The following is a 23637-nucleotide window of genomic DNA, read 5'->3' on the forward strand; positions in this document are numbered from 1 at the left end:
AAAGAGGTGCTGGCAATGTTACCCAAATTTAATGTATTAACACCTGAGCAGGTGAATCAGGTCCATGAACAGAGTATGAAAATTCTGAGTGAGATTGGTGTAGAATTTTCATACCAACCGGCTCTTGACGTTTTGCAAGCGAAGGGGCAAAGGATAGAAGGGCAGCGGGTCTACTTCAAAAGGCAGTTTGTGGAAGAACAAGTGGCTAAGGCGCCTGCCGAATTTACTCTTCATGCGCGTAACCCGCAAAATAACCTGGTAGTTGGTGGCGAGAATATCATTTATATGCCTGGTTATGGAGCTCCGTTTATCCATGACGTTGATGGCAAGCGGCGCAACTCAGTAATGGAAGACTTTGATAATTTCGTCAAACTGGCTCAAATGAGTCCTAATATGCACATGACTGGCGGAAATTCCGCAGAGCCTACCGATGTTCCTGATTCAATCAGACATTTGAAAATGGTCTATAGTTCAATAACGAATTCTGATAAATGCTTTATGGGCAGTGCCTCTGGTTATGAAAAAGCCCAAGATAGTATCGAAATGGCTGCCATTCTTTTTGGCGGGAAAGAAGTAATTAAGGAGAAACCAGCCTTAATCTGCCTCATCAACTCAGTAACCCCACTAAAATATGATGACCGTATGCTCGGGGCCTTGATGGCTTATGCTGAGGCCGGTCAGGCTATGGTTATTGCTTCCTTGGTTATGGCTGGGTCAACAGGACCGGCAACAATGGCAGGTGCTTTAGCCCTGCAGAATGCTGAAGTATTAGCTGGTATCACATTAGCACAAAGTATTAATCCAGGCACGCCAGTGGTTTATGGATCAACATCAGCCATCACCGATATGCAGACAGGATCATTGTCCATCGGCAATCCGGAAGGCGCGCTGTTTACTTCTGCCAGTGCTCAAATGGCCAGGACTTATCGAGTTCCCAGCCGGGGAGGCGGTGGCCTGAACGATGCTAAGATTGTCGATGCCCAGGCCGGGTACGAATCAATGATGACACTGATGGCTGCCAGTGTGTCAGGGATCAACTTCGTTCTGCATACAGCAGGGATACTGCAATATTTCATGGCCATGTCATATGAAAAATTCATCGTCGATGATGAGATCGCTGGTATGGTTTTACGGTATATTAAAGGCATTGACTTTTCAGAGGATAAGTTTGCCTTTGATGTCATAGCAAAAGTTGGGCCAGGCGGACATTTCCTTACTCAGAAGCATACCCGTCAAAACCATGGCAAAGAGCTTCGGCGGGCTACACTTAGTGACCGGTTGTCTTATGACGGTTGGGGTAAGGAGCATCTGGATACTAACCAGCGGGCTGAGAGAAAGTGGAAAGCTATGCTGGCTGAATACCAAGCGCCAGTACTGGATAGCGGTGTGAATCAAGCGCTTTGCTCTTTCATTGAGAAGAGAACAACTGAAATAAAAGACTAGTTTCAGATTTCATTACGACGGCGCATAAAAATATAAAGCAAAAGATTAATGGAGGTATAATGATATGAGTGAGATTTTTGAAAACTTAAAGCAGGCTATTCTTGATGGTGATGAAGATCTGGTTGTTGAATATTGCCAGCAAGTTATTGATGACAATATTGACCCGGTTGCAGCTATCGAAAAAGGTCTTATTAAAGGCATTGAAGAGCTTGGGGCAAAATGGAAAGCTGGGGAAGCATTTTTGCCAGATGTAATGATGGCAGCAGATGCTCTTAAAGCCGGCCTTGATATGCTTGAGCCGGTTATTGCCGAATCAGGAGCTACTGGCGGCGATGCCAAAGGAAAGGTTATTGTAGGTCAGGTTGCCGGTGATATTCATGATATCGGCAAAAATATCGTTGGTGCCATGATGACTGCAGCCGGTTATAAAGTATATGATATCGGTATTGACCAACCGGCAGAAAACTTCCTGGCCAAAGCCGAAGAAGTAGGTGCGACCATCATCGCGGCAGGGGCCCTGCTGACTACCACGATGGCTGCTCAAAAAAATATTATCGAATATCTCAAGAGTAAGAATGTGCGGGAAAAATATAAAGTAATGATCGGCGGCGGCCCTACCAGCCAGGCCTTTGCTGATGAGATTGGTGCCGATGCCTGGGCCGAAACTGCTGACGAGGCGGTTGTCCTGTGCGATAAGTTGATTGCCGGATAATAAAGAAAGCACGGCTTGCGACGAGCCTTTGGCGACAGCGGAAGTCGATGCTGCCCTTATCCAGGAGAAAGTTATACTTTCTATCAGGAGAACAGAAGTAGAACTGGCCTTTCCCCTTCGTAGCAGTTGGGGTGAGGCCAGTTTTATGTAATCGAGGGATCGACAATCTTATTACATATGGTTATATTTATTCTAATTTTACCGGAAATACTAATTTGTGTATTAGAAAAACGATTGGTTATTACACAGTGGAGGCTTATCAAATTAATGCCCATGGAACTAACGGCACAAGCCTTGCTTAGCAATCTAGGTGACTACGGCTATGCTGCAGTATTTGCAGCAATGCTGCTAACAGGTATGGGGTTGCCTTTACCCGGTGAATTAACATTGGGTTTTACCGGCTATTTAGTGTACAGCAGTCAGTTCGATTTGCTTCCTGCCATAGCCGCCACCACGATAGGTGACTTGTTTGGGGCTATGATTAGTTACGGTATGGGATTTTTTGCCAGAACAAAGGTTGTAGCCCGATATTTTAGTTTCCTCATACCGTCTGAGTCCAGACTTGCAAAGCTTACTCAATGGCTTGAGCAGTATGGTATTTTAGCATTAGTGTTTGGCAGGCTTTTGCCGGTTATCCGCGGCGCTATTCCCATACCGGCAGGCTTTGTGCACATGAATGTTAAGTCATATATTTTGAGTAATCTTTTTAGCTCATTGATTTGGTGCAGTGCACTGATCTACTTAGGTTTGGAATTAGGTCATAATTGGCAGTTGCTATCAGGTTTGGCAAAAGATGCTGGTCTGGTCGCTGCCGGAATACTTACTATAGCTTTAGCAGGATGGTATTTAACCCGCAAATAATGAATAGTATGTTAATATAAAGATAATACAACCATAACAAATCCCATTGTTTTCCAATGTATAATTTATCCAAGTGGAAAAATAGTACAAGGGGGATTTGTAATGCATAAAGGAAAATGCAATTGGAGACGTCTTATTGCGACCGGTATTACTGCGGCACTATTAACATCTGGGGTGAATATGCTGACCATGAATTTTGTTGAGGCAAAAGCCAGTCCCCCAATCTTTGATTTTGAGGCTCATCGCGGCGGGCGTGATGCCCGTCCGGAAAACACGCTGGTTGCCTTTGCTTATGCCATGGAACTAGGGGTAACTACCCTGGAAATGGATATGCAAATGACTAAGGATGGAAGAATTGTAATTAGCCATAATCCATTTATGAATAGTAATTTAGCTAAAGGGCCGAACGGCAATTATGTAGAACCTGGGAAATATGATATCCGTAAAATGACTTTATCTGAGGTAAAACAGTTTGATCTTGGAACTATGAACCCGGCAGCTGGCGACTATTATGAAGGCCATGGCAAAACCCAGTTATCCTATCCAGGCACCAAGATGCCTACGCTGGAAGAAGTATTTGAGCTGGCAAATTCGTATGGTAATGATAAAGTAATGTTTAATATTGAGACCAAATCGTATCCTGATCCCGCTTTCCCAGAGGCTAAAAACAGCCCTGAACCAGCCGTGTTTGCAAAAAAAGTCTATGAAATCATTAAAAAATACCATATGGAAGACCGTGTTATGTTCCAGTCGTTTGACTGGCGGACCTTAAAAGAGATGAAAAAATTAGACCCCAAAATTACCCTGGTAGCACTTACCTGCGAACAGCCGTCATGGGGTCGTGACAGTATGTGCCGCCAGCCTGGTGAACCGGGGGCCTCTCCCTGGATGGCCGGCCTGGACATTGACGCTTTTAAAGGCGACTATGTAAAAGCGGCTAAAGCCATTGGCGCTGATGTTGTCTCGCCTTACTGGGAAGAGTTATCCCATGAATTAGTCAGTGAGGCGCATGAACTTGGCATGAAAGTCGTACCCTGGACTGTAAACAATCCGACTAAGATGAACATGCTGCTGGATATGGGGGTTGACGGTATTATCACTGATAAGCCGTGGCTGCTGCGGGACGTTTTGATACAAAGAGGGGTTGCTGTAGCCGAACCAACGGTCAATACCAATAGTCCTTACCATACCGGAGTCGGCATTGCGACAGGCGATACGAAAAAGCTAGCTAAGGGCACAGATTCTGCGGAATAAAGCAATGATAAAAACCTCTCTGCTTCGCACCTTGTGCGGCAGAGAGGTTTTTTGCGCAAAAAATTAAAAAAGCCGTAAACTATTTCAAATCAAGATTGTCGCGCGCTTCCCCTTTTTCTTCATAAACCAGGCCGTCCCGTATCCGGTAGATCCGTTTAAAGGTTGGTATAATTACCTCGTCATGGGTTACAACAATGATGGCTGTTCCATATTGTTTAGCCAATCCATTCAATAAGTTGATTACCGCTAGTGAACGGTGACTATCAAGAGGAGCAGTCGGCTCATCAGCTAATATCACTGGAGGATTATTGGCCAGTGCCCGGGCAATGGATACCCGTTGTGCTTGCCCTCCGGAAATTTGATATGACTTATACTCGGCTTTCTCGGCAATATCAAGAGCTGCTAATAATTCCATGGCCCGCTGCCGTGCTTTATCATATGATTGTCCTGCCAACAGCATTGGCAGCGCGACATTTTCAACATTAGTTAAAAAGGGAATCAAATATGGCGCCTGAAATATAAACCCTATCTTATCTCGCCTGAGAGTTCGTACATCCTTAGTCAGCCAGCCATTATCAAAAGTCACTTCTTCACCAAGCTCAATTCGACCGGCAGTAGGATCAATAATTGCACCCAGACATTGCAGCAATGTCGTCTTGCCTGACCCGCTTGCTCCAACAAGTCCAACCACTTCCCCAGGGTACACAGCCATATTTACACCTCTTAGCGCGTCAACCGCGGTCGGCCCTTTACCATAACGTTTCTTGATTCCCGCCATTACTATCGCAGTTCTCATAATTACCCCCCAATCGCCGCTGCCGGTTCAACTTTAATTGCCGCCCGAATACTGATAATACTTGCGAGACTGCATATTCCCATAGTTAAGGCAAAGGAAATCAATCGAATATCGGTACTGTATGCGATATATCGGGGGAAAATTGGTACCCATAGAACGGAAACAATGAATCCTATAGTATAACCGATCATCCCAATACCCCAGGCTTCCTGTAAAATCATCAGCGTAATCAGACCATTGTTGGCTCCAATCAATTTCAAAACGGCGATTTCCTTCAATTTACTCATAGTCATTGTATAAATCAAGAGGGCAACGATGGCAGCACTGACAATCTCTAATATAATTAAGAAAAAGCCGATTTGTGTTGCTGCTTTTTCAATGATCTTTGACAGGAGTAAATGTTCCATTTCTGGGTACGTGTAGGCTTCAAAGTGTTTCCACTGTTTGATATTTGCCGCTACCTGCTTTATGTCCCACCCCGGTGCTACTCTAACTAAAATTGCATTGGTCTTATACTTGGAGGATTCGTTATCCTCTGTTGTGCTTTGTCTTTTCCGGTCGTTATAAATCGATGTGTTGTCTTTTTTAAATTGTACCTCTTGTGCGTCTTTTAAGCGAATAAAAACGACGGGGTCTCCTGCGGTACTTACCATCCGTTCCGTTAAACCTACAACTGTATAGTCATTACGCCGGATTTTAATTTTATCACCCAACTTAAAACCGCTCTTTACATCTGCTACTGCCTCATATTTTGATTGAACAATAGGTCGGCCGGTTATGATATTGGCTGGTTGTCCCAGTTTACCATCCTGGTATCCGGCGACCATTACCCGAACATCGTCGGTTCCCCGCTCTACTTGCAAAGAAAAGTAAAGGACGTTGGCTACTTCGGCGACTCCGGGGAACCCGGCTAATCCGCGATACTCATCAGCATAAAGAGAAGAGGAGTCGGCATAAGGCCCTACCGTATTTTCTTGTACAACCCAAATATCGGCTCCCGATGTGGCTGGCAGTGAAGTTGCATCAGCAACCATCCCGCGGTAAATCCCAAACAACGTAATTGTGGCTGCAATCAATAATCCTAAAATCGTTCCGGTAAGCGAATAACGCCACCAGCTATATCGAATATCCCGAATGGCTAAGCTGATCACAATGCCGCCACCAGCCTTACTCTTGTTCCTTCGGCAAGCTGAGCTTTACTGTTATTAAACAGGATGACTATTTCGTCCTGTTTAAGGCCGGTGATAATTTGAGCCTTGCCGTCCACAGTACGCACTCCGGTTTTTACCAGCTTACAATAAGCTTTTCCATTTTGTACAACCCAGACGCGGTCCTCACCGTTGATTGTTTTGATTGCGGCCACTGGAATATATAAAGAATTGGTTACCTCAGGCAATTTTATCGTCACATCTGCTAAATCTCCCAGGAAAATTGAGGAAGGAATATTCGTGAATTTTACGTCAACAAAACGTTCTTCGGTAACCGTATCGCCTCGAACCTCAAGCCGGTCTACAGTTCCACACAGTACTTCAGTTTGATTAGAACGCAGTACGATTTCTGCACTTTGCCCAAGTGCAACCCCGCTAAAACGGGCTTGGTCAATTCTGGTTTGGACCCAAAGCGTCTTCGGATCAATCATAATAAAAACAGCTTGTCCGGCAACTAACGTACTTCCTGCTTCAGCCTGACGTGCTACTACCATTCCATCTACTGGACTAATCAGCATAAAATTTCTTTTCTGTTCAATCTGTCCATGATAGTCTGCAGCAGCTTGATCTACCATACTTTGTGCCGCCTGAAAAGCGGATACCGTCGAAGCTAAAACTGCTTGTGCAACTTCAGCATTGTTTTGTTTCGATTCTAACAATTCTTTACTGATCGCGCCGCTTTCAAAAAGCTTTTCGTACCGGACTGCTTCGGTTTGGGCTAATTGATTGCGGCTCATGGCATCTTGTAGTTGCGCTCTGGCAGTCTCTGCATTGTGTTGACTGCTGACTAAAGCGGCGTTACTGCCAGTGATACGCTGCTCAAGGTCGACTGGGTCAACTTCACCTAACACTTGGCCTGCTTTTACCGAATCACCTTGATCTACATATAGTCTTAATATTCTACCGGTTTGCGTAGGCCCTATGTTGTAATTCATTTTTGCTTGCACTGTACCTATTCCAAACACGGTTGGTTTGAGAGTACCTGTTTCAACTTTTGCTGCAACAACTTTTTGCGGTCCCAAACCACCCCACTCATAAAGATAAAAGCCAACTACACATGCAAATAGTATTGCTAAAACCCAAAACCTTAGACGACTATTGAAATTCATCTAAAACTCCTCCAGCTTGTTATTGCTAATATAAGATATATTCTTAGGGCTAAGCTTACCAGTATAGAGCATAGTGAACAATATTTGCGATAACGCTGCTAAGAACGTAGGTGAAATATAGTAGTAAGGCTGTAAGAATAAGCAATATACCATACACAACATATGCATGGTTCAATAGTTTTTCCATATCCTTGGTAACCTCAATAACCATTCATAATCCTCCATTACTCCAGAAAAGGTTTCCGGTATAAGCTTACATATGAAACTAAATTGATTATAACCTGGCAAGGTGTCATGAATATGGCAATCATTGATAACGGTTTTATAAATAAAAGATGCAAACTACGCTAGCAGCTTGCATCTTTTATTTCATGTGAGATCTTGTCTTTGCCAAGGTATGTGGATTTTAAAACTCGTTCCTTCGCCTTTTTTGCTCTGTACCGATATCGTTCCTCCCATGGCTTCCATTAAACCACGGCTTATTGACAATCCCAGACCACTTCCGCCTGCAGAGCGGTCACGGGATTTATCAATACGATAAAAGCGTTCCCAGATCAGCGGTAACTCCTCGTCGGCAATTCCTTCTCCTTGATCGGACACACAAACTTGGAGCCATTCGTTTTCTTCGGTCAATATCAAACCGATACGGGAGCCTGCCGGCGCGTATCGAATCGCATTACTCATGAGGTTATCCAAAACCTGCTCAAGTCGACCGGCATCGCCCAAGATGCGGTGCTTATCGGTCTCTACCCGCAGCAGCAGAGAGAGATTTTTTTTCTTTAACAGCGGTTCTATCTTATCGGCCTGGTTTAGCAGTAATGCAGCTAAATCAATAGGTTCCTGCTTGATAAACATTTTACCGGACTCCAATTGTTCAGTATCTGTAATGTCATGGACTAACCGGGACATTCGGTCTGTCTCAGCCAACACCCTTTCTAAATATTGCGTTCTTTCCTGGTCATTAGTAGCAATACCGTCAATGAGAGCTTCTGTTGTTGCTTTGACACAGCTCAGCGGCGTTTTTAATTCATGAGAAATATTGGCGAAAAAATTGCGTCTGGTTTGCTGGGTATGAAAAATTGCGTCGGCCATAGCATTAAATGTTTTACCCAGTGCTCCGATTTCATCTTTACCAGTGGAATGGGTGCGGCTTGTATAATCTCCGGCAGAGAAGCGCTTTGCGGCAGAAGCGATGTCGGCAATAGACCGGGTTAATTGGCGGGACAACAACATTGCCAATAGAAAAGCAGCTACAAGTCCAACAATAAACGGAAAAAAATAAAAGCGGGTTATTCTTTCCAGAACTAAATGAATAGAGTTAACCGTATAATAGGCGATTATCTGCCCGGGCTTGTCTGCTATTGTTACAGGGACTGAAATGATAATAGCATTTTGCATTTCTGGTGAACGAACTATTTTTGCCTTGGGATGATTTAATGGATTACCGACCTTATAGGATTCCGGGTTCAAATGATTCGGAGGCATCCCCTGGATGATCTGTCCGTTGGCATCTTCCAGCCAGAGCACCGCCCCAGTAGCATTACTCGCCAATTGCCATTCCCGCATATCAGGTATGTAGCCGGCTTTCAATTCTTCCGTAAAGAAAGCTGCAATATTGTTTACTCTTGCAGTTAAATCTCCTTCTTTTTCAGTCAAATTGCCCTTATATACAAAGTACATAACTGAAAGTGATAATGTTAGTGCCATAAAAATGATAACTGCCACATGACTAAATACTTGGCGAAAGAATATTGAACGGGCTATCATTGCTTGTCCACCTCAAACTTGTAGCCTTTGCCGCGTATCGTTTTTATGAAATCGCCGGCCGAACCGATTTTCTTGCGTATTCTTTTAATGGTAGTGTCAACAGTACGCTCGTCTCCCTCAAAGTCATAGCCCCACAAATTAACCGTCAATTTTTCCCTTGTAAAAATAGTCTGCGGATGGCGGGCCAAAAAGTACAATAATTCAAATTCCTTTGTTGATAATTCAATCCGTTCTTTATTAAAAATAACTTTTTGTGTTCCGGGTTCTATAGATAATGCTGAAAACTGTAAAACATCTCCTGCCAAAGCCAGTTTTCCGTTTCGGCGTAAAATAACGCGTACTCTGGCTACTAATTCCCGTGGACTAAACGGCTTTGGGATATAATCATCAGCTCCCAGGTTAAAACCCGTAATTCTATCATTTTCTGCCCCTAATGCCGTCAAAAATATAATGGGCACATTGCGATTTACAGCTTTGGCAACCTCCCAACCGGATAAGCCTGGCATCATCACATCAAGCAGCAGTAAATCCGGCGCATGCAGCGCTTCTATTTCCATTGCTGCATGGCCGTCAGCCACAGCAAACACCTGAAATCCTTCGCGGCTTAGGTACCACGTAACAATGTCCCTGATATCTTTCTCGTCATCGGCGATTAGAATTTTAATCACGGCAGTGAGTTCTCCTTCCTAAATCTTTGATCTTGTTTCTTAAGTATAATACAAAATGATGGCATAGATATGGCAGGCTCTCCTGATTTTATATAATAAATTTTTTTGCTAGGCATTTGCCTTATTGCTGCCATATTGGCCCTTTATAATAATACTTGTTGCTGGATGTATGGCTAACACCAAATCATTTACTATTAAATTTAGGGAGGTAATACCAATGATTCAAACTGGAAAGAAGCTGTTCACAAAATTAGTGCCTGCGCTTGTCGGAATTATTATGCTCACGGGGTTTATGGTTGTGGGGTTTGACAACAATTTGGCCGGAATGGTAGTAATAGCACAGGCAAGTCCAGTAGAAGGTCTGAATGTAAGCGAGCAACAAAAAACAGAAATTCAGGCCATATTTCGTCAGGCTAATGACCAAATGAAACAGTTAAAAGCAAATACACACATTAATCGCAGTCCATTTGCCCGTAATCAAGCGAAGCAGCAAGTCGAGGAGTTGTTTAAACAACTCCAGACCATAAGAACCGATGCCATGGGAAAAGTACGTAACCAGTTAAATCCCAGCCAGCAGGCATCATTTGATCAACTTACTGCCAAAATAAAAGAAGCAGGTAAAAATCGGACTGAACTGCTGAAAAGTTTAGAACTGACTCAACAACAAAAAATGAAAATTGCTAGAGCAGCTGAACAATCCAAAGAAAAAACATGGGATGTTCTAGGTGATAGCACACTCTCCAAGGAGCAAAAGATTACGCAAATAAAAAAGATGAAGCAAGATGTCACAAATACTATTCGTGAGCAACTTACAGCTGAACAGCAAACAAAATTTGATGCTTGGCGGCAACAGCAGCAGGAAGATTTCGTTTTTTAGGAAGCCTATTTAGTGGTGGCTTTCTGTGTTACTACCAACAAGTAAGCGCCCATTCTGGGCGTACTGATAGGAGACTAGAACCCGTTCGGCGGTGGTAGTCTCCTGTTTTTTATTGCAATAATTGTTACAACAGCGATAAAAAGCAACGAGTTTAAGTAATAAAAAAGGACAAGAATCTTCTATATACAAACATAAAAGGGGATAGTAGAATACAGTTATTAAAATTATGGTTATGGTAACAGGGATTTGCTCATGCTTTAGGGAAACCAAGTACCATAGCGTAGCTAATTGAATGCGGGTGGCGAGGGGGAACCAGGGTGGAAGCATATGAAAAGATTTATAAATTGTATGAGTTGATTGAGACTAAGACGGTAGCTGATTTGCCAGGCCCTTACAAGGTTGGGGTCGACCTGGGAACTGCTGATGTTGTGTTGGTTGTTACCGACGAGTCGGGTAATCCGGTTGCCGGTAGTATGCGGTGGGCTTCTGTGGTTAAGGATGGTCTTGTTGTTGATTTTCGGGGCGCTATGGTCATTGTCGAAGAGTTAAAGGCCGAAGTGGAAGAACTTATGGGGATCACCTTAGACAAAGGGGCCACAGCCATTCCTCCAGGCACGGTGGGGCGTAATGCCATGGCTTGCGGCCATGTCATTGCCGGGGCCGGTTTAGAACCTGTCTGCCAGATCGATGAGCCGGTGGCAGCCGCTAAGGCGCTCAATATTACGCATGGGATTGTGGTGGATATTGGCGGCGGAACTACCGGTATTGCAGTTTTAAGGAATGGCGAGCTAGTCTTTACGGCTGATGAACCCACCGGTGGAACTCACGTATCGCTGGTATTAGCTGGCGCCTATAAAATATCATTTGAAGAGGCTGAGCTTTTGAAACGGGATGCTGCCCAGCACCGTAAGATTCTGCCTGTAGTTTTGCCTGTTGTTGAGAAAATGGCAACAGTAGTAAAAAACATGCTTGCAGGGCAGCATGAATTTGATGATTATCCGGTCTACGTTGTTGGCGGGACAGCGTACCTGCAAGGGTTTGAAACAGAATTCGGCAAAGCCTTTGGCCGGAAGGTACATGTGCCGCCACATCCCTTGCTGGTTACGCCGCTGGGCATTGCCATGTTCGGTTAATTTTACAAATATAATGCCCTGCAGACTTTGATCATCTGCAGGGCATTATATTTGTCTGTTGGAAAGTTTATATATTACAATATGGAGCGGTAGATTGCCTCTATATCCTGCTGTGTGCCTTGGCGGGGATTGGTTAGGCAGCAAACATCCTTCAGTGCGCTTTCGGCCAGCCGGGGGATGTCATTAGCGTTGAAGCCACGGAGCTCATGGAGTCTTGTCGGCAAGCCCAAATCTTTATTGAGCTGCTCAACCTGCGTTATGAACTGCCTGGCACTTGCTTCTGCTGACAAACCGATGAGTTTGATTCCGGCGGCACGGGCAAGGTCAGCATATTTGGTTACGGCTGCCGGCAGGTTGAACTCCATGACAGCCGGCAGCAGGATGGCATTGCACAGACCATGGGGCAGATTGTATAAGCCGCCAAGCTGGTGGGCCAGTGCATGTACATAGCCAAGACTGGCATTGTTAAAGGCGATACCGGCCAGGTATTCAGCGTAAACCATGGCTTCCCTGGATTTTAAATCAGTACCGTCTGTATAGGCAGTTTTTAAATTATCGACAATTAATTCCACTGCCTTTACGGCTTTGCAGTCTGTTACCGGACTGGCATTTGTTGAAACATACGCCTCGACGGCATGGGTTAACGCGTCCATGCCGGTTGCCGCCGTTAAGCCTGGCGGCATCCCGATCATCAGCTCGGCATCACTGACTGCAATAATGGGGGTAACATGCCAATCATTAATCGTCATTTTTACATGCCGCTCTTCATCGGTAATGACGCAGAAGCGGGTAAGTTCACTGCCTGTACCGGCTGTTGTATTTATGGCGATAAGCGGCAGTGCTGGTTTCTTTGATTTGTTCAACCCTTCATAGAGTCCAATCTCACCGCCGTTGGTAGCTAAAAGAGCAATAGCCTTGGCGCAGTCATGGGGAGAACCACCGCCAAAGGAAATCAAAAAGTCACAGCCATTGTCTCTAAGAAGTTTTAGTCCGTAATTTACCTGGGCTACTGTGGGATTGGGCGAAACATCTTTGTAAATTATGTAAAAAATTCCCTCAGCGTCAAGTAATGAGAGGAGTTTGTCAATCAGCCCACTGTCGACCAGTATTTTGTCGCTAACGATCAGGGCTTTTCTAAACATCATTGGCTTGATATAACTTGCGATCCGTTCCATGCATCCTGTGCCCAAGATACTAATAGGTGTCATAAAATATTCATGGACCTTGGTCATTGACTACAGCCTCCTTGTTCATAAGTTCTTAATACAATAGCATTGTTTACTATTTTTCGCAAGGTTTGAGAGTGTGGCTAGGCTGACTTCAGCAAAAAAGTGATAAACCATAACTACTTACAACCACTTATATTAAAATGCCTGGCTCCATTAGACGACCCTTATAGTTTTCTGGCTGTTTTCGGATTAAGGGAAACGAAGTAAGATTTAAATTTCACAATTGCTAATAATATGGAATTTTATAAGCATTATGTTATAATTTGGATATAGTTAAGAACAAGGAAGATTTAACCAGAACTACTGCAAAGGTATGACTATTAATATAGATCTCCGAAAGATAAAGGGCGGGAGGTAATAGCTTGAATAACGATGGCACAGATATACTAAATCTCAAGTCAATTCAAGATTATATCCAACGCGTAGCAGATGCATTTGCAGCTGTACTTGATTACGAGGTTGCTATTGTAGGTGAGTACCTAGAGGTCTTAGCGGGGACTGGAAAGTACAAAGATCAAATTGGAACTGTTTATGGTTCAGGATCAATTAATTATCAATTGCGCTGCACACAGAAGAGTTTTTTAGTATTCGATCCGCCAAACTGCAAACTGTGTCAGAAATGTAATCTTAAAGAGACCTGTAAGGTATTGGCGGGCTTATTATACCCGATTAAACTTGGAGATAAGTTAATAGGCTCAATCTCATTATACGCCTTCAATGAATCGCAAAAAGAAAATATGTTAAAAGACTACGCTAAGCTTGAAACGTTTTTACAGCACTTAGTAGAGTTAGTCTCAGGAAAACTCAATGAAAGGGCATTATATAAACGATCAAAGAAAGCCGCTGAACAATTCAACACCTTGATTAATTCTGTACGTGAAGGAATTGTGGCGGTTGATTATCATGGAAAAATAACTCATGTCAATCGATCTGCCACAGATCTTCTTATGGTACCAGATAATCTAATCAATGGAAGTATGATTGAAGAAGTCTTTTCAGGAATTTCTATGGGAGCGCTCCTGAAAATGACTAAGCCATATATAGAACAAGATATATTTTATAAATATGGTCAACAAACATTGCATTTCATGAGTACTATCACGGAAGTGAAGTATGGAGAAGGTATAGACGGCTTTGTTCTTTCAATTCGCTCGATCGGGGAAATGCGGAAGTTGGCTGGGCGTTTTATCCAAGAGGAACGCAAGCATACTTTTGATGGTATTCTTGGCCAAAGCACGGAAATCACCAATATTAAAAAGAAAATGTGTAGAGTGGCGACAACCGATTCAACGGTTCTTATCACGGGTGAAAGCGGCACTGGTAAGGAGCTTTTTGCCCATGCGATTCATCATGAAAGCCTGCGGAAGAAAGGTCCTTTTATTGCCGTAAATTGTGGGGCTATTCCTGAGAACCTACTTGAAAGTGAGTTGTTTGGTTACGAAGAAGGTGCATTCACAGGGGCGCGACGTACTGGCAAACCAGGAAAGTTTGAATTGGCTAATGGTGGAACCATACTCCTTGACGAGATAGGAGATATGCCATTGCATTTACAAGTCAAACTATTACGGGTACTACAAGAGCGTACGATTGAACGAGTGGGCGGGACTAAGCCATTAATTACAGATGTTCGAATTATCGCTGCTACCAATAAGAACTTGGAAGAAATGATAAAGACTAACCAATTCCGCAGTGATCTATATTATCGTTTGAGTGTTATACCTTTCCATATTCCTCCTTTGAGGAAAAGAATGGAGGACTTGGAGTTGCTCATTCACTGTTTTATCCAAAAATATAATTTGATTTTGGGAAAAAAGGTTAGAGGCTATACACGTGATGCTTTAGCGAAAATGTTTGAATACCCTTGGCCGGGTAATGTTCGAGAATTAGAGAATGCCATTGAGTATTCAGCTAACGTTTGCCCTAATGCCTTGATTGATGCAAATTATCTGCCGGATCGAATTATTAAGCATGTTACTACTTCACAACCGGCCCAACCCCAAGAGAGTGTTCAATCAATCTTGGATCTAGAGAAAAATGCTATAGTAGAGGCATTAAAAAGGTTTGGCACAAGTAACCTTGCCAAAGAAAATATTGCGAGATCTTTGGGGATGAGTCGTTCAACTCTTTATCGAAAAATTAAAGAGATGGGTATAAATGTAGGATTAATGAAATGAGTAAGTGAGTACTGCATTAAGCTTAGCTATTTACAAAGATATGAATAAGAACTTACCCGATTGGGTAGGTTCTTATTTTTTTATTTATGATAAGAAGATGTATCCTAAAATGATATGATCGCGAATGTATGTCTAGTAAATGTTGGGCGATAGAGAATTGGCACTATTCTTGCAATTGCAATATTGTTGTTAAGGGTCAACATTTTAAAGGAGTGATTGGGAATGTTTATTGTCGGAGAATTAATCAATGCAAGTCGTAAACCTATTAGGGCTGCAATTGAAGCACAAGATGCGGCAGTAATTCAAAAAGTAGCTGTAGATCAATTTGAAGCGGGTGCCAATTATATCGATGTCAATGCCGGGATTTTTGTACATAAAGAGGCCGATTATTTAAAGTGGCTTGTAGAAGTTGTACAAGAGGCTACAGGTGCTCCATGTTGTATCGATAGTCCAGATCCAAGGGCTATTGAAAAAGCGCTATCCGTGCATCGCGGAGTCGCCATGATTAACTCCATCTCTTTAGAGAAAGAACGCTACGAAGGCCTCTTACCGTTGATCGCCGGTACAGAACACAAGGTTGTTGCATTGTGCATGAGTGATGAAGGTATGCCTGAAACATCGGATGCTAGGCTCGCCGTAGCAGATAAGCTTATCAATGGTTTAGTACAAAATAATATCTCCTTGGACAATATTTATGTCGATCCGCTCGTACAGCCAGTGTCCACGAAAGATGAATTCGGAATCGAATTTTTAGAAGCAGTTGAAAAAATCATGACGACCTATAAAGGGGTTCACACGATGTGTGGTTTGTCGAACATCTCTTACGGTTTACCCGTCCGTAAGCTCTTGAATCAGTCGTTTGCCGTAATGGCGATTGATCGAGGTTTAGACGGCTTAATCATAAATCCTTTAGATAAACAGATGATGGCTAATATAATAGCCGCCGAGACCATAGCGGGACGCGATAGCTATTGCGCTAACTATTTAGGTGCGTACCGGGGAGGCAAATTTGAATAAGAGGAGAATTAAAGAAAACGCTGTCGGACATATGCCGGGCGAAGGCGATTAAGAAAAGATTATAGGCTACCTGCTTAGCAGGTAGCCGCTTTTACATCTCAAGGTCACAATCCTAAAGGAGGGAGATGCCTTATGAATACGGTTGTTCTCAACAATTTCCCGTGTGAAATAGAGTTTGATGCTCTACTAAAAAAGTTACACATTAAGAAAGAAAGCAGCTATTTAGCCGAATTAGAGATGATGGCAGCTGAAGCGCAGTTGATAGCAAGACCCAAAATAGTTTATAAAGAGGCAACTATTGAAGTAAAAGGAGATAACTTTGTTGTTGTCGATAAAATCAAGCTTACTAGTCGCCTGCTACGAAAGAACATGGAAGCGGCGCTAACCGCCTACCCGTTTGTTGTTACTTGCGGGACTGAGTTAGAAGCCTGGTCTAAACAATATGAAGATTTTTTTGCAAGTTTTTGTGCCGATACGATTAAAGAAATGGTACTACGTACTGCTATAAAAATTTTTGAAGAACATCTAGATAAAGAGTTTGGCTTGGGTCATGCTGTCAATATGAATCCGGGCTCATTGGCTGAGTGGCCAATCACTGGACAAATACACCTATTTAATCTATTAGGTAATGTAGAAGAGTTAATCGGGGTTCGACTTACAGATAGTTACCTTATGCTTCCGGTTAAGAGCGTCTCTGGAATCCGGTTTCTCAAAGAAGGAACGTTTGAAAGTTGCCAATTGTGTCCCCGAGAGAATTGTCCCAGTAGAAAAGCACCATATGGTTCATAAGGGCCACGATAGTATGCGTTTTAATAAATATCTTAAAATGAGATATTTATCCCCAGTTAAAAAAGTCAAATATTCCCTTTGATTTCAAGCTAAACGTGAGGTTAGATGATCATAAAAAATATTAGCTCATCAAATTAGTCTCAAAATAAGATATCAAATTAATCACTAATTTCATCATTAGATTGAAAATATTCGTCCGAAAATGAGATATGAAACTTTAAGATTTGGACCATAAGGCTCAAATACTGGCTTCGATACACCATTTGGACTTGGCATAGTAATTGCATAATCTAAGTTAAAGAGTAAAAACGATTGAAAAATCAAAGTATTAAAAATATTTTAAAGGAGAAGCAGGAATGTCTAATCTGTATGATATTCTTATTGTTGGTGGCGGCCCGGGTGGGCTGGCTGCAGCGATTTATGGATCTCGATCGCGTTTGAAAACTGGAATTTTAGAAAAAGGCAGGTTAGGTGGTCAAGCAGCCACTACCGAAGAACTAGAGAACTATCCAGGATTCTCCCGAGGTCAGACGGGACCAGCGTTAATGGAAAGTATAGCTGAGCACGCTATTAGCTTCGGGACAGAAATTATTCGCGAAGAAGTCATTGGGCTGGAATTGGAAGGAGCTATAAAACGAGTCAAAACCAAAAGCGGTCATGAATACCTAGCGAAGACCATTATTCTTGCCACCGGGGCTGAACCAAAATCCTTAAACATTAAGGGAGAACATTCTCATAGAGGGAAGGGCGTATCTTATTGCGCCACCTGTGATGCCGATTTCTTCGAAGAACTGGATGTAATTGTAGTCGGCAATGGGGATGCCGCCATTGAAGAAGCAATGTATTTGACCAAATTTGCTGAGACGGTGACTGTCATTGTGAGACGCGCAGAAGGGGACTTAAGATGTAATAAGAGAAGTGCGAAAAGAGCTTTCGGCAATCCGAAGATTAAATGGGCTTGGAATTCTGTTTTGGAGGAAATAAGCGGAGATGGTCTGGTGGATAGTGTTGTCGTTAAAAACCTAAAAACCGGGGAGCTCTCTGTGATGGAAACCAATGGTGTGTTTTTCTTTGTTGGAACTGTTCCGAAGACCACTATGTTACAGGGCAAAGTCAGGCTCAACCAAGAAGGATATATTATAACGAATGATCTGATGGAGACATCTGTGCTCGGAGTATATGCGGTGGGAGATGTTCGGGAAAAATTCCTCAGACAGGTGGTTACAGCGGTTAGTGACGGAGCTATCGCAGCTGTTGCAGCTGAGAAATACCTCGCTGAAAAGGAAGGCGTGGAAAGAAGCCCTGAACAGCAAAAAATATCTTAAAGGAGGGGATAAAATGTTGATACTTACAAAAGAGAATTTTGCAACAGAGGTTCTGAATGCAGAGGGACTGATACTGGTCGATTTTTGGAGCGAAAAATGTGAACCTTGTAAAGCTTTGATGCCCAGAATTCATGAATTGGCGGAAAAGCACCATGGAAAGGCAAAATTTTGCTCCTTAGATACTAATGGTAACAAGCGCTTGGCGATGGCTCAAAAGGTTTTAGGTTTGCCTACGATACTCTTCTATCGAAATGGAGAAAGAATTGCTGAGTTAACCACGCAAATTTCCGTTGAAGATGTAGAAGCCAAACTGCTTGAACTGGTGTAGGCCAACTTCTAAAATAGCAAAACTATGGAAAGGGGAAATGTGTAAATGCTGAAAGGTAAAAAGGTAGCTATTCTTGGTGACCGTGATGGTATTCCGGGCCCAGCTATTGAAGAATGCCTGAAATCAGGTGGCGCAGAAGTAATATTCGTTACCACAGAATGCTTCGTTTGAACTGCGGCTGGAGCAATGGACCTGGAAAATCAAGCGCGTATTATGGGGTTTGCGGAAAAGTACGGTAAAGAAGATTTGATCGTGGTTTTAGGAGGCGGGGAAGCAGAAGCTTCCGGTCTGGCTGCGGAAACCGTATCTACCGGAGATCCCACGTTTGCAGGTCCATTAGCCGGAGTCCAGTTGGGACTCAAAGCTTACCACATTTTTGAATTGAAGGATATGGTTGATCCCGCTGTCTATGATGAGCAGATCAGCATGATGGAAATGGTACTTGATGTCGACACAATTGTTGAGGAAGTAAAGACCTATCGTAAATAGCTTGCGAGTGGCACATAGAGGTGATTTGATGAATTTTCCTGTTATTAAAGGTGCTGCCTATGGGCTGGTTCATGCTACTGACATGCTTGTCCATCATGGTACTACTCAAACCATGGAACGGGCTAAAGATGCTAAGTCAGGACATCTTGAAAAGCTTCCGGGGCATCTAAGAAGTTTTGAACAAGTGGCTGATTATCCTCCGAACCAGGTATACATCGGGAATATGACCCCTGATGAATTAAGGGAGGTTCCACGTCCCTGGTATAAGCAAGCAGGCTTTGGAAAGAGTCATGACGGAAAATTCGGTGCGATTATCCCAGAAGATGAATTTATAGGCTTAATGAAAATGGCTGATGCCTTTGAATTGGTAATTCTGGAAGAGCAGTTTCAATTAAGAGTCAAAGACAAAATTGTTGCTCATCCGATTCTGGGAGCTATCAAAGATATTAACAAGCTTGATAAAAATCCTGGTACTTCGGAAGAAATCCGGAAATTAGTTGAAGAGCACATTGCGCAGCCGATGTACTCTGCCGGCAAGCTGGTCGGGTGTGTGAAAAGAGCGCATGAGTTTGATGAAGCGTTATCAGACCATGTAATGTATGAGAATCTTGTGTCTAAGGCGTCTGCTGCTTTTGCCCTGCAATTACTTTTGAGCAAAACCAAATTAAAGGCGGAAGAAATTGAATATATCATCGAGTGTTCTGAAGAAGCTTGCGGAGACATGAATCAAAGGGGCGGGGGGAATTTCGCCAAATCTATTGGTGAGATGTGTGGCTGTGTTAATGCAACAGGCTCTGATACCCGTAGTTTCTGTGCAGCGCCCGCACATGCATTGGTAGAAGCGGCTGCGCTTGCCCAGTCTGGAATTTATAAGAACATTGTGGTATTGGCCGGTGGCTCTTCAGCAAAATTAGGCATGAATTCAAAGAATCATGTTGAAAAGGGAATGCCGGCTTTTGAAGATGTGTTAGGCTCCTTTGCAATTCATATCGGGGAAAACGATGGGGTAAGCCCGATGATCCGTACTGATGGTGTTGGTAGACATAAGATTGGTTCGGGTTCGTCGCCACAGGCTGTAATGACTGCTATTGTAGCTGACCCCTTAGACAAAATTGGCTATAAGATACTGGATGTGGATCGTTACGCAGCAGAAATGCAAAACCCAGAGATCACCGAGCCTGCCGGAGCGGGTGATGTCCCCCTGGCTAATTATAAGATGATTAGTGCTTTAGGGGTCAAAAGAGGGGATTTAGAAAAAAAGGATCTGCAGAAAGCTGTTGACAGTTTTGGCATGCCTGGATTTGCTCCCACTCAGGGACACATTCCCTCTGGGGTTCCTTTCATCGGACACGCACTGGAAATGATCCTGTCAGGGAAAATTCTGCGGGCCATGATTATTGGCAAGGGAAGCCTTTTCCTAGGCAGGATGACCAATCTTTTTGATGGTGTCTCCTTTATTATTGAGAAGAACAGCGGATTTGCTGAGTCAGGCTTCGATAAGCAAGAAGTACGGGGAATGATTGCTGAAGCAATGCGAGATTTCGCCAAGACTCTTGGCGGAGAATAATTTTAAACATAGTTGCTTCAATGGTAGGTGAAATAATGGGTAAAAACCTTATTAAAACAGCAATCGCGGAGATCTTTGGGGAAATGGCTCAAGCTTTAGAGACAGGTAGTATCGCTAAAAGTTGCAGGGTTGGTCTAACAGTCTTGGGCAGTGATCACGGACCTGAGGAACTTGTGCGAGGAGCGGAATTGGCCCAGAAGCAAGATCCAAATATTCAAGTAGTTATTATCGGCAGCGGAGTAGAAACCCAATTGGAAACTGTGGCTGCCTTGGATGAAAGAGAAGCTCATGCTGCCATGGATGAGATGTTGTTGAACCATAGCCTGGATGCAGCCGTTACTATGCATTACAATTTTCCGATTGGGGTATCCACTGTGGGGAAAGTTATTACCCCGGGCAAGGGGCAAGAGCTGTTTTTGGCGACAACAACAGGGACGTCGGCAACGGAGCGAATTACCGCTATGCTCAGAAATACTATTTATGGGATTGCGGTTGCCAAGGCTTGCGAAAATCCCAAACCAACAGTAGGCGTCTTGAATATTGAGGGCGCCAGGCAAGTGGAAAGAGCCCTGAAAAAGCTCAAGGCGGGTGGCTACCAAATCGATTTTGCAGAGTCCGCCAGGAGCGACGGCGGTATAGTTATGAGGGGCAACGACCTGTTACTGGGTGTTCCAGATGTTATGGTAAATGATAGTCTAACCGGAAACGTCTTAATGAAGGTATTTTCCGCATACAGCACCGGAGGTACTTATGAAGCGGTGGGAAGCGGATATGGACCCGGTGTGGGAGAAGATTACGACAGGATTATCTGCATTGTTTCCAGAGCGTCTGGTGCCCCCGTGATTGCCGGAGCCATCCGGTTTGCCGCAAATTGCGCTAAAGGGAATTTGCGGCAAAAGGCTAAAGCAGAGTTCGCCGCAGCCAAGAAAGCCGGTTGGGAGACTATCGTTAAATCATTGAGTGCTAATGCCTTGCCGAGCAAACAAGACGATGAAAAAGTGGCAGTATCTCCCTCGAAAAAAGCGGTTACTGATTCCATTCCCGGGGTAGAAGTCATGCAGTTGGAAGACGCAGTTCAGGTGTTATGGAAAGCCGGCATTTATGCGGAATGCGGCATGGGCTGTACCGGACCCATCGTGATGATTGCTCCGGAAGACAGGGAGAGGGCATTAGAATTACTGAAAGCTAAGGAATACCTGTAATGAAATACCTAATCGTCACTAATAATCCGGCGGTTGCAGAAAAAAACGATAACATGTTATTTGTGGAAGGTTCTGCAGAAGAGACTTTGATTAAGGTACGAGATCTAGTCCATGAAGGATATGAACTAATCAGCCACCCTCTAGCTGCTAGTTTAAGGATGATGTTTTCACCGTTTCGCTCCGTAATCTTAGGGAAAAAGTCGACAAAAGTAGATTCCTTCTCTGCTGAGATTATCGAGGATAGCATCATTAAATATAAGAGGCATATGGACTTTCGTAAAAGAGACACAGCGAATGCTGAGGATTACAAAATGATAGACCTGATACTGTTAGAAGCGGCTTTAGCTGAGCAACCTGTTACTTGGTGATTTTTGAAAAATAATAGGGAGGTGAACGTTGTGAAACTGGAAATTGGCCGGATTTATATTAAAGACATTCAGTTAAGCAATGAGACTTCTGTAAAAGACGGAGTCTTAACCGTTGATAAGGAGGGATTAATTGCTTACCTGAAAGAAGACGTAAGAATTAAAGATGTCTTAATTGACGTAGCTAAGCCAGGCGAAAAAGTAAGAATTATTCCGGTGAAAGACGTAATTGAGCCTAGGGTGAAAATTCAAGGCGGCAATAATGGTTTTCCCGGGGTTACGTCTAAACAGGCTCAGTGTGGAGAAGGCAGAACCCATGTTTTATATGGTGCCGCAGTTGTAACAGTTGGTGATATTGTGGGCTTTCAAGAAGGTGTCATTGATATGTGGGGTGAAGGGGCTAAGTGGACTCCGTTCTCCCAAACCTATAATTTAACGGTGGATATCCGGGTGATAGAAGGGCTGCAGCCCCATACCCATGAAGAAACTGTTAGGATAGCTGGACTGCGGGCAGCCGAGTTTATCGGGTTAGCAGGGAAAAATTTAACCCCAGACGAGGTACGTACCTTTGAAATTGGCAGTATTTTTGAAGAAGCAGCCAAATACCCTGATTTACCTAAAGTTGTCTACGCCGAGATGAATATTACCCAGGGGTTACTGCATGATACCTATATTTACGGCGTCAATCAATCGTCAATTTTGCCAACACTACTTCATGCCAACGAGGAATTAGATGGTGCAGTAATTAGTGGGAACTGCGTTGCGGCATGCGATAAGATTACTACTTACCAGCACCAAAACAATACCGTGATCTATGACCTGTATGCCCAGCACGGTAAGGAAATCAACTTCTTGGGGGTCATTATGGTCCCTGAACACACTACTTTAGCTGGTAAGCTCCGCGCATCTGATTATACTGTAAAACTGGCAAAAATGCTGGGGGCCGATGCGGTGATTGTATCCGAAGAGGGCTATGGGAACCCTGACTCTGACCTGTTAATGATTTGTAAAAAATGCGAAAAAGCTGGTATTAAAACCGTATTAATTACCGATGAATGTGCGGGAAGAGACGGCATGTCTCAGCCTTTGGCTGACACAGCGGCAGAAGCAGTGGCAGTAGTTTCCGGGGGAAATGTTAGTCACGTGGTTACGCTGCTTCCGGCAGACAGGGTTATCGGCAATGCGGCAGCTATTGCGGTATTGGCTGGTGGTTGGGAAGGTTCTTTATTGGAAGACGGTAGCTTGATGTGTGAGTTAAATGCTGTGATTGGTGCCACATCAGAAATTGGATTCCACAATGTGACCTGCAGACTGTACTAAACTT

Annotated in this window: 23 protein-coding genes; 16 read left to right on the forward strand and 7 right to left on the reverse strand. The window is 43.6% G+C overall.

The window, feature by feature from the left end; all coding sequences use genetic code 11:
* Window positions 1–15 precede the first annotated feature (15 nt).
* The 4 genes from mtgB to B9A22_RS01125 all read left to right on the forward strand — a co-directional run bounded on the left by mtgB (window position 16) and on the right by B9A22_RS01125 (window position 4270).
* Window positions 16–1443 carry a glycine betaine--corrinoid protein methyltransferase gene (mtgB, locus tag B9A22_RS01110; RefSeq protein WP_084573748.1) on the forward strand — a complete coding sequence of 476 codons (1428 nt, stop codon included), beginning with the start codon at window positions 16–18 and terminating at the stop codon, window positions 1441–1443.
* Between the two features lie 64 nt (window positions 1444–1507).
* Complete coding sequence (gene mtgC, locus B9A22_RS01115) at window positions 1508–2155, forward strand: glycine betaine-specific corrinoid protein MtgC (RefSeq protein ID WP_084573749.1); 648 nt, start codon at window positions 1508–1510, stop codon at window positions 2153–2155.
* Between the two features lie 267 nt (window positions 2156–2422).
* The gene (locus tag B9A22_RS01120) at window positions 2423–3016 is read left to right on the forward strand and encodes a DedA family protein (RefSeq protein ID WP_176215336.1); all 594 of its coding nucleotides are present in this window, start codon (window positions 2423–2425) and stop codon (window positions 3014–3016) included.
* Window positions 3017–3118: 102 nt separating this feature from the next.
* Window positions 3119–4270 carry a glycerophosphodiester phosphodiesterase gene (locus B9A22_RS01125; protein WP_084573751.1) on the forward strand — a complete coding sequence of 384 codons (1152 nt, stop codon included), beginning with the start codon at window positions 3119–3121 and terminating at the stop codon, window positions 4268–4270.
* A 79-nt stretch (window positions 4271–4349) separates the two neighbouring features.
* Here B9A22_RS01125 and B9A22_RS01130 read toward each other — a convergent pair whose 3' ends face one another.
* The 6 genes from B9A22_RS01130 to B9A22_RS01150 form a co-directional block, all read right to left on the reverse strand.
* Window positions 4350–5066 (reverse strand): ABC transporter ATP-binding protein, encoded by a 717-nt coding sequence (locus tag B9A22_RS01130; protein WP_084573752.1) that lies wholly within the window; start codon window positions 5064–5066, stop codon window positions 4350–4352.
* Window positions 5067–5068: 2 nt separating this feature from the next.
* Window positions 5069–6217 carry an ABC transporter permease gene (locus B9A22_RS01135; RefSeq protein WP_084573753.1) on the reverse strand — a complete coding sequence of 383 codons (1149 nt, stop codon included), beginning with the start codon at window positions 6215–6217 and terminating at the stop codon, window positions 5069–5071.
* Entirely contained in the window at window positions 6214–7383 is a 1170-nt protein-coding gene (locus B9A22_RS01140; RefSeq protein WP_084573754.1) for an efflux RND transporter periplasmic adaptor subunit, read from the reverse strand. The genes B9A22_RS01135 and B9A22_RS01140 overlap by 4 nt, the downstream gene beginning before the upstream one ends.
* Before the next feature lie 55 nt (window positions 7384–7438).
* The gene (locus B9A22_RS25170; RefSeq protein WP_176215337.1) at window positions 7439–7594 is read right to left on the reverse strand and encodes a hypothetical protein; all 156 of its coding nucleotides are present in this window, start codon (window positions 7592–7594) and stop codon (window positions 7439–7441) included.
* 158 nt (window positions 7595–7752) lie between these two features.
* The gene (locus tag B9A22_RS01145; protein ID WP_084573755.1) at window positions 7753–9150 is read right to left on the reverse strand and encodes a sensor histidine kinase; all 1398 of its coding nucleotides are present in this window, start codon (window positions 9148–9150) and stop codon (window positions 7753–7755) included.
* Window positions 9147–9818, reverse strand: a complete 672-nt coding sequence (locus B9A22_RS01150) for a response regulator transcription factor (RefSeq protein WP_084573756.1) — start codon at window positions 9816–9818, stop codon at window positions 9147–9149. Before B9A22_RS01150 ends, B9A22_RS01145 begins: the two co-directional genes overlap by 4 nt.
* Before the next feature lie 217 nt (window positions 9819–10035).
* Here B9A22_RS01150 and B9A22_RS01155 point away from each other — a divergent pair, with 217 nt between their 5' ends.
* Entirely contained in the window at window positions 10036–10695 is a 660-nt protein-coding gene (locus tag B9A22_RS01155) for a Spy/CpxP family protein refolding chaperone (RefSeq protein ID WP_084573757.1), read from the forward strand.
* A gap of 317 nt (window positions 10696–11012) precedes the next feature.
* Window positions 11013–11828 (forward strand): ethanolamine utilization protein EutJ, encoded by an 816-nt coding sequence (eutJ, locus tag B9A22_RS01160; protein ID WP_084573758.1) that lies wholly within the window; start codon window positions 11013–11015, stop codon window positions 11826–11828.
* 74 nt (window positions 11829–11902) lie between these two features.
* Here eutJ and B9A22_RS01165 read toward each other — a convergent pair whose 3' ends face one another.
* Window positions 11903–13060, reverse strand: coding sequence for an iron-containing alcohol dehydrogenase (locus B9A22_RS01165; RefSeq protein ID WP_084573759.1), 1158 nt, complete (start codon window positions 13058–13060; stop codon window positions 11903–11905).
* Between the two features lie 359 nt (window positions 13061–13419).
* On the opposite strand from B9A22_RS01165, the gene B9A22_RS01170 reads away from it, so the two are divergent.
* The 10 genes from B9A22_RS01170 (at window position 13420) to B9A22_RS01215 (ending at window position 23633) form a co-directional block, all read left to right on the forward strand.
* A complete protein-coding gene (locus tag B9A22_RS01170; protein WP_084573760.1) occupies window positions 13420–15231 on the forward strand; it encodes a sigma 54-interacting transcriptional regulator in 1812 nt (603 codons plus the stop codon).
* A gap of 222 nt (window positions 15232–15453) precedes the next feature.
* Window positions 15454–16248: a methyltetrahydrofolate cobalamin methyltransferase gene (locus B9A22_RS01175; protein WP_084573761.1), complete on the forward strand. Its 795-nt coding sequence runs from the start codon at window positions 15454–15456 to the stop codon at window positions 16246–16248.
* Between the two features lie 132 nt (window positions 16249–16380).
* Window positions 16381–17037 carry a vitamin B12 dependent-methionine synthase activation domain-containing protein gene (locus tag B9A22_RS01180; RefSeq protein WP_084573762.1) on the forward strand — a complete coding sequence of 219 codons (657 nt, stop codon included), beginning with the start codon at window positions 16381–16383 and terminating at the stop codon, window positions 17035–17037.
* A gap of 356 nt (window positions 17038–17393) precedes the next feature.
* Window positions 17394–18362, forward strand: a complete 969-nt coding sequence (trxB, locus tag B9A22_RS01185; protein WP_084573763.1) for a thioredoxin-disulfide reductase — start codon at window positions 17394–17396, stop codon at window positions 18360–18362.
* Between the two features lie 13 nt (window positions 18363–18375).
* Window positions 18376–18690 (forward strand): thioredoxin family protein, encoded by a 315-nt coding sequence (locus B9A22_RS01190; RefSeq protein WP_084573764.1) that lies wholly within the window; start codon window positions 18376–18378, stop codon window positions 18688–18690.
* A 45-nt stretch (window positions 18691–18735) separates the two neighbouring features.
* Entirely contained in the window at window positions 18736–19179 is a 444-nt protein-coding gene (gene grdA, locus B9A22_RS01195) for a glycine/sarcosine/betaine reductase complex selenoprotein A (RefSeq protein WP_084573765.1), read from the forward strand.
* Between the two features lie 28 nt (window positions 19180–19207).
* On the forward strand, window positions 19208–20746 hold the full coding sequence (grdC, locus tag B9A22_RS01200; protein WP_084573766.1) for a glycine/sarcosine/betaine reductase complex component C subunit beta: 1539 nt from the start codon (window positions 19208–19210) through the stop codon (window positions 20744–20746).
* Between the two features lie 20 nt (window positions 20747–20766).
* Window positions 20767–21948, forward strand: a complete 1182-nt coding sequence (gene grdD, locus B9A22_RS01205; RefSeq protein ID WP_217805841.1) for a glycine/sarcosine/betaine reductase complex component C subunit alpha — start codon at window positions 20767–20769, stop codon at window positions 21946–21948.
* Complete coding sequence (locus tag B9A22_RS01210; RefSeq protein WP_084573768.1) at window positions 21948–22316, forward strand: GrdX family protein; 369 nt, start codon at window positions 21948–21950, stop codon at window positions 22314–22316. The genes grdD and B9A22_RS01210 overlap by 1 nt, the downstream gene beginning before the upstream one ends.
* A 30-nt stretch (window positions 22317–22346) precedes the next feature.
* Window positions 22347–23633: a glycine/sarcosine/betaine reductase component B subunit gene (locus B9A22_RS01215; RefSeq protein ID WP_084573769.1), complete on the forward strand. Its 1287-nt coding sequence runs from the start codon at window positions 22347–22349 to the stop codon at window positions 23631–23633.
* The last annotated feature ends 4 nt before the right edge of the window (window positions 23634–23637 follow it).

This window comes from Sporomusa malonica (assembly GCF_900176355.1).
Lineage (GTDB): Bacteria > Bacillota > Negativicutes > Sporomusales > Sporomusaceae > Sporomusa > Sporomusa malonica.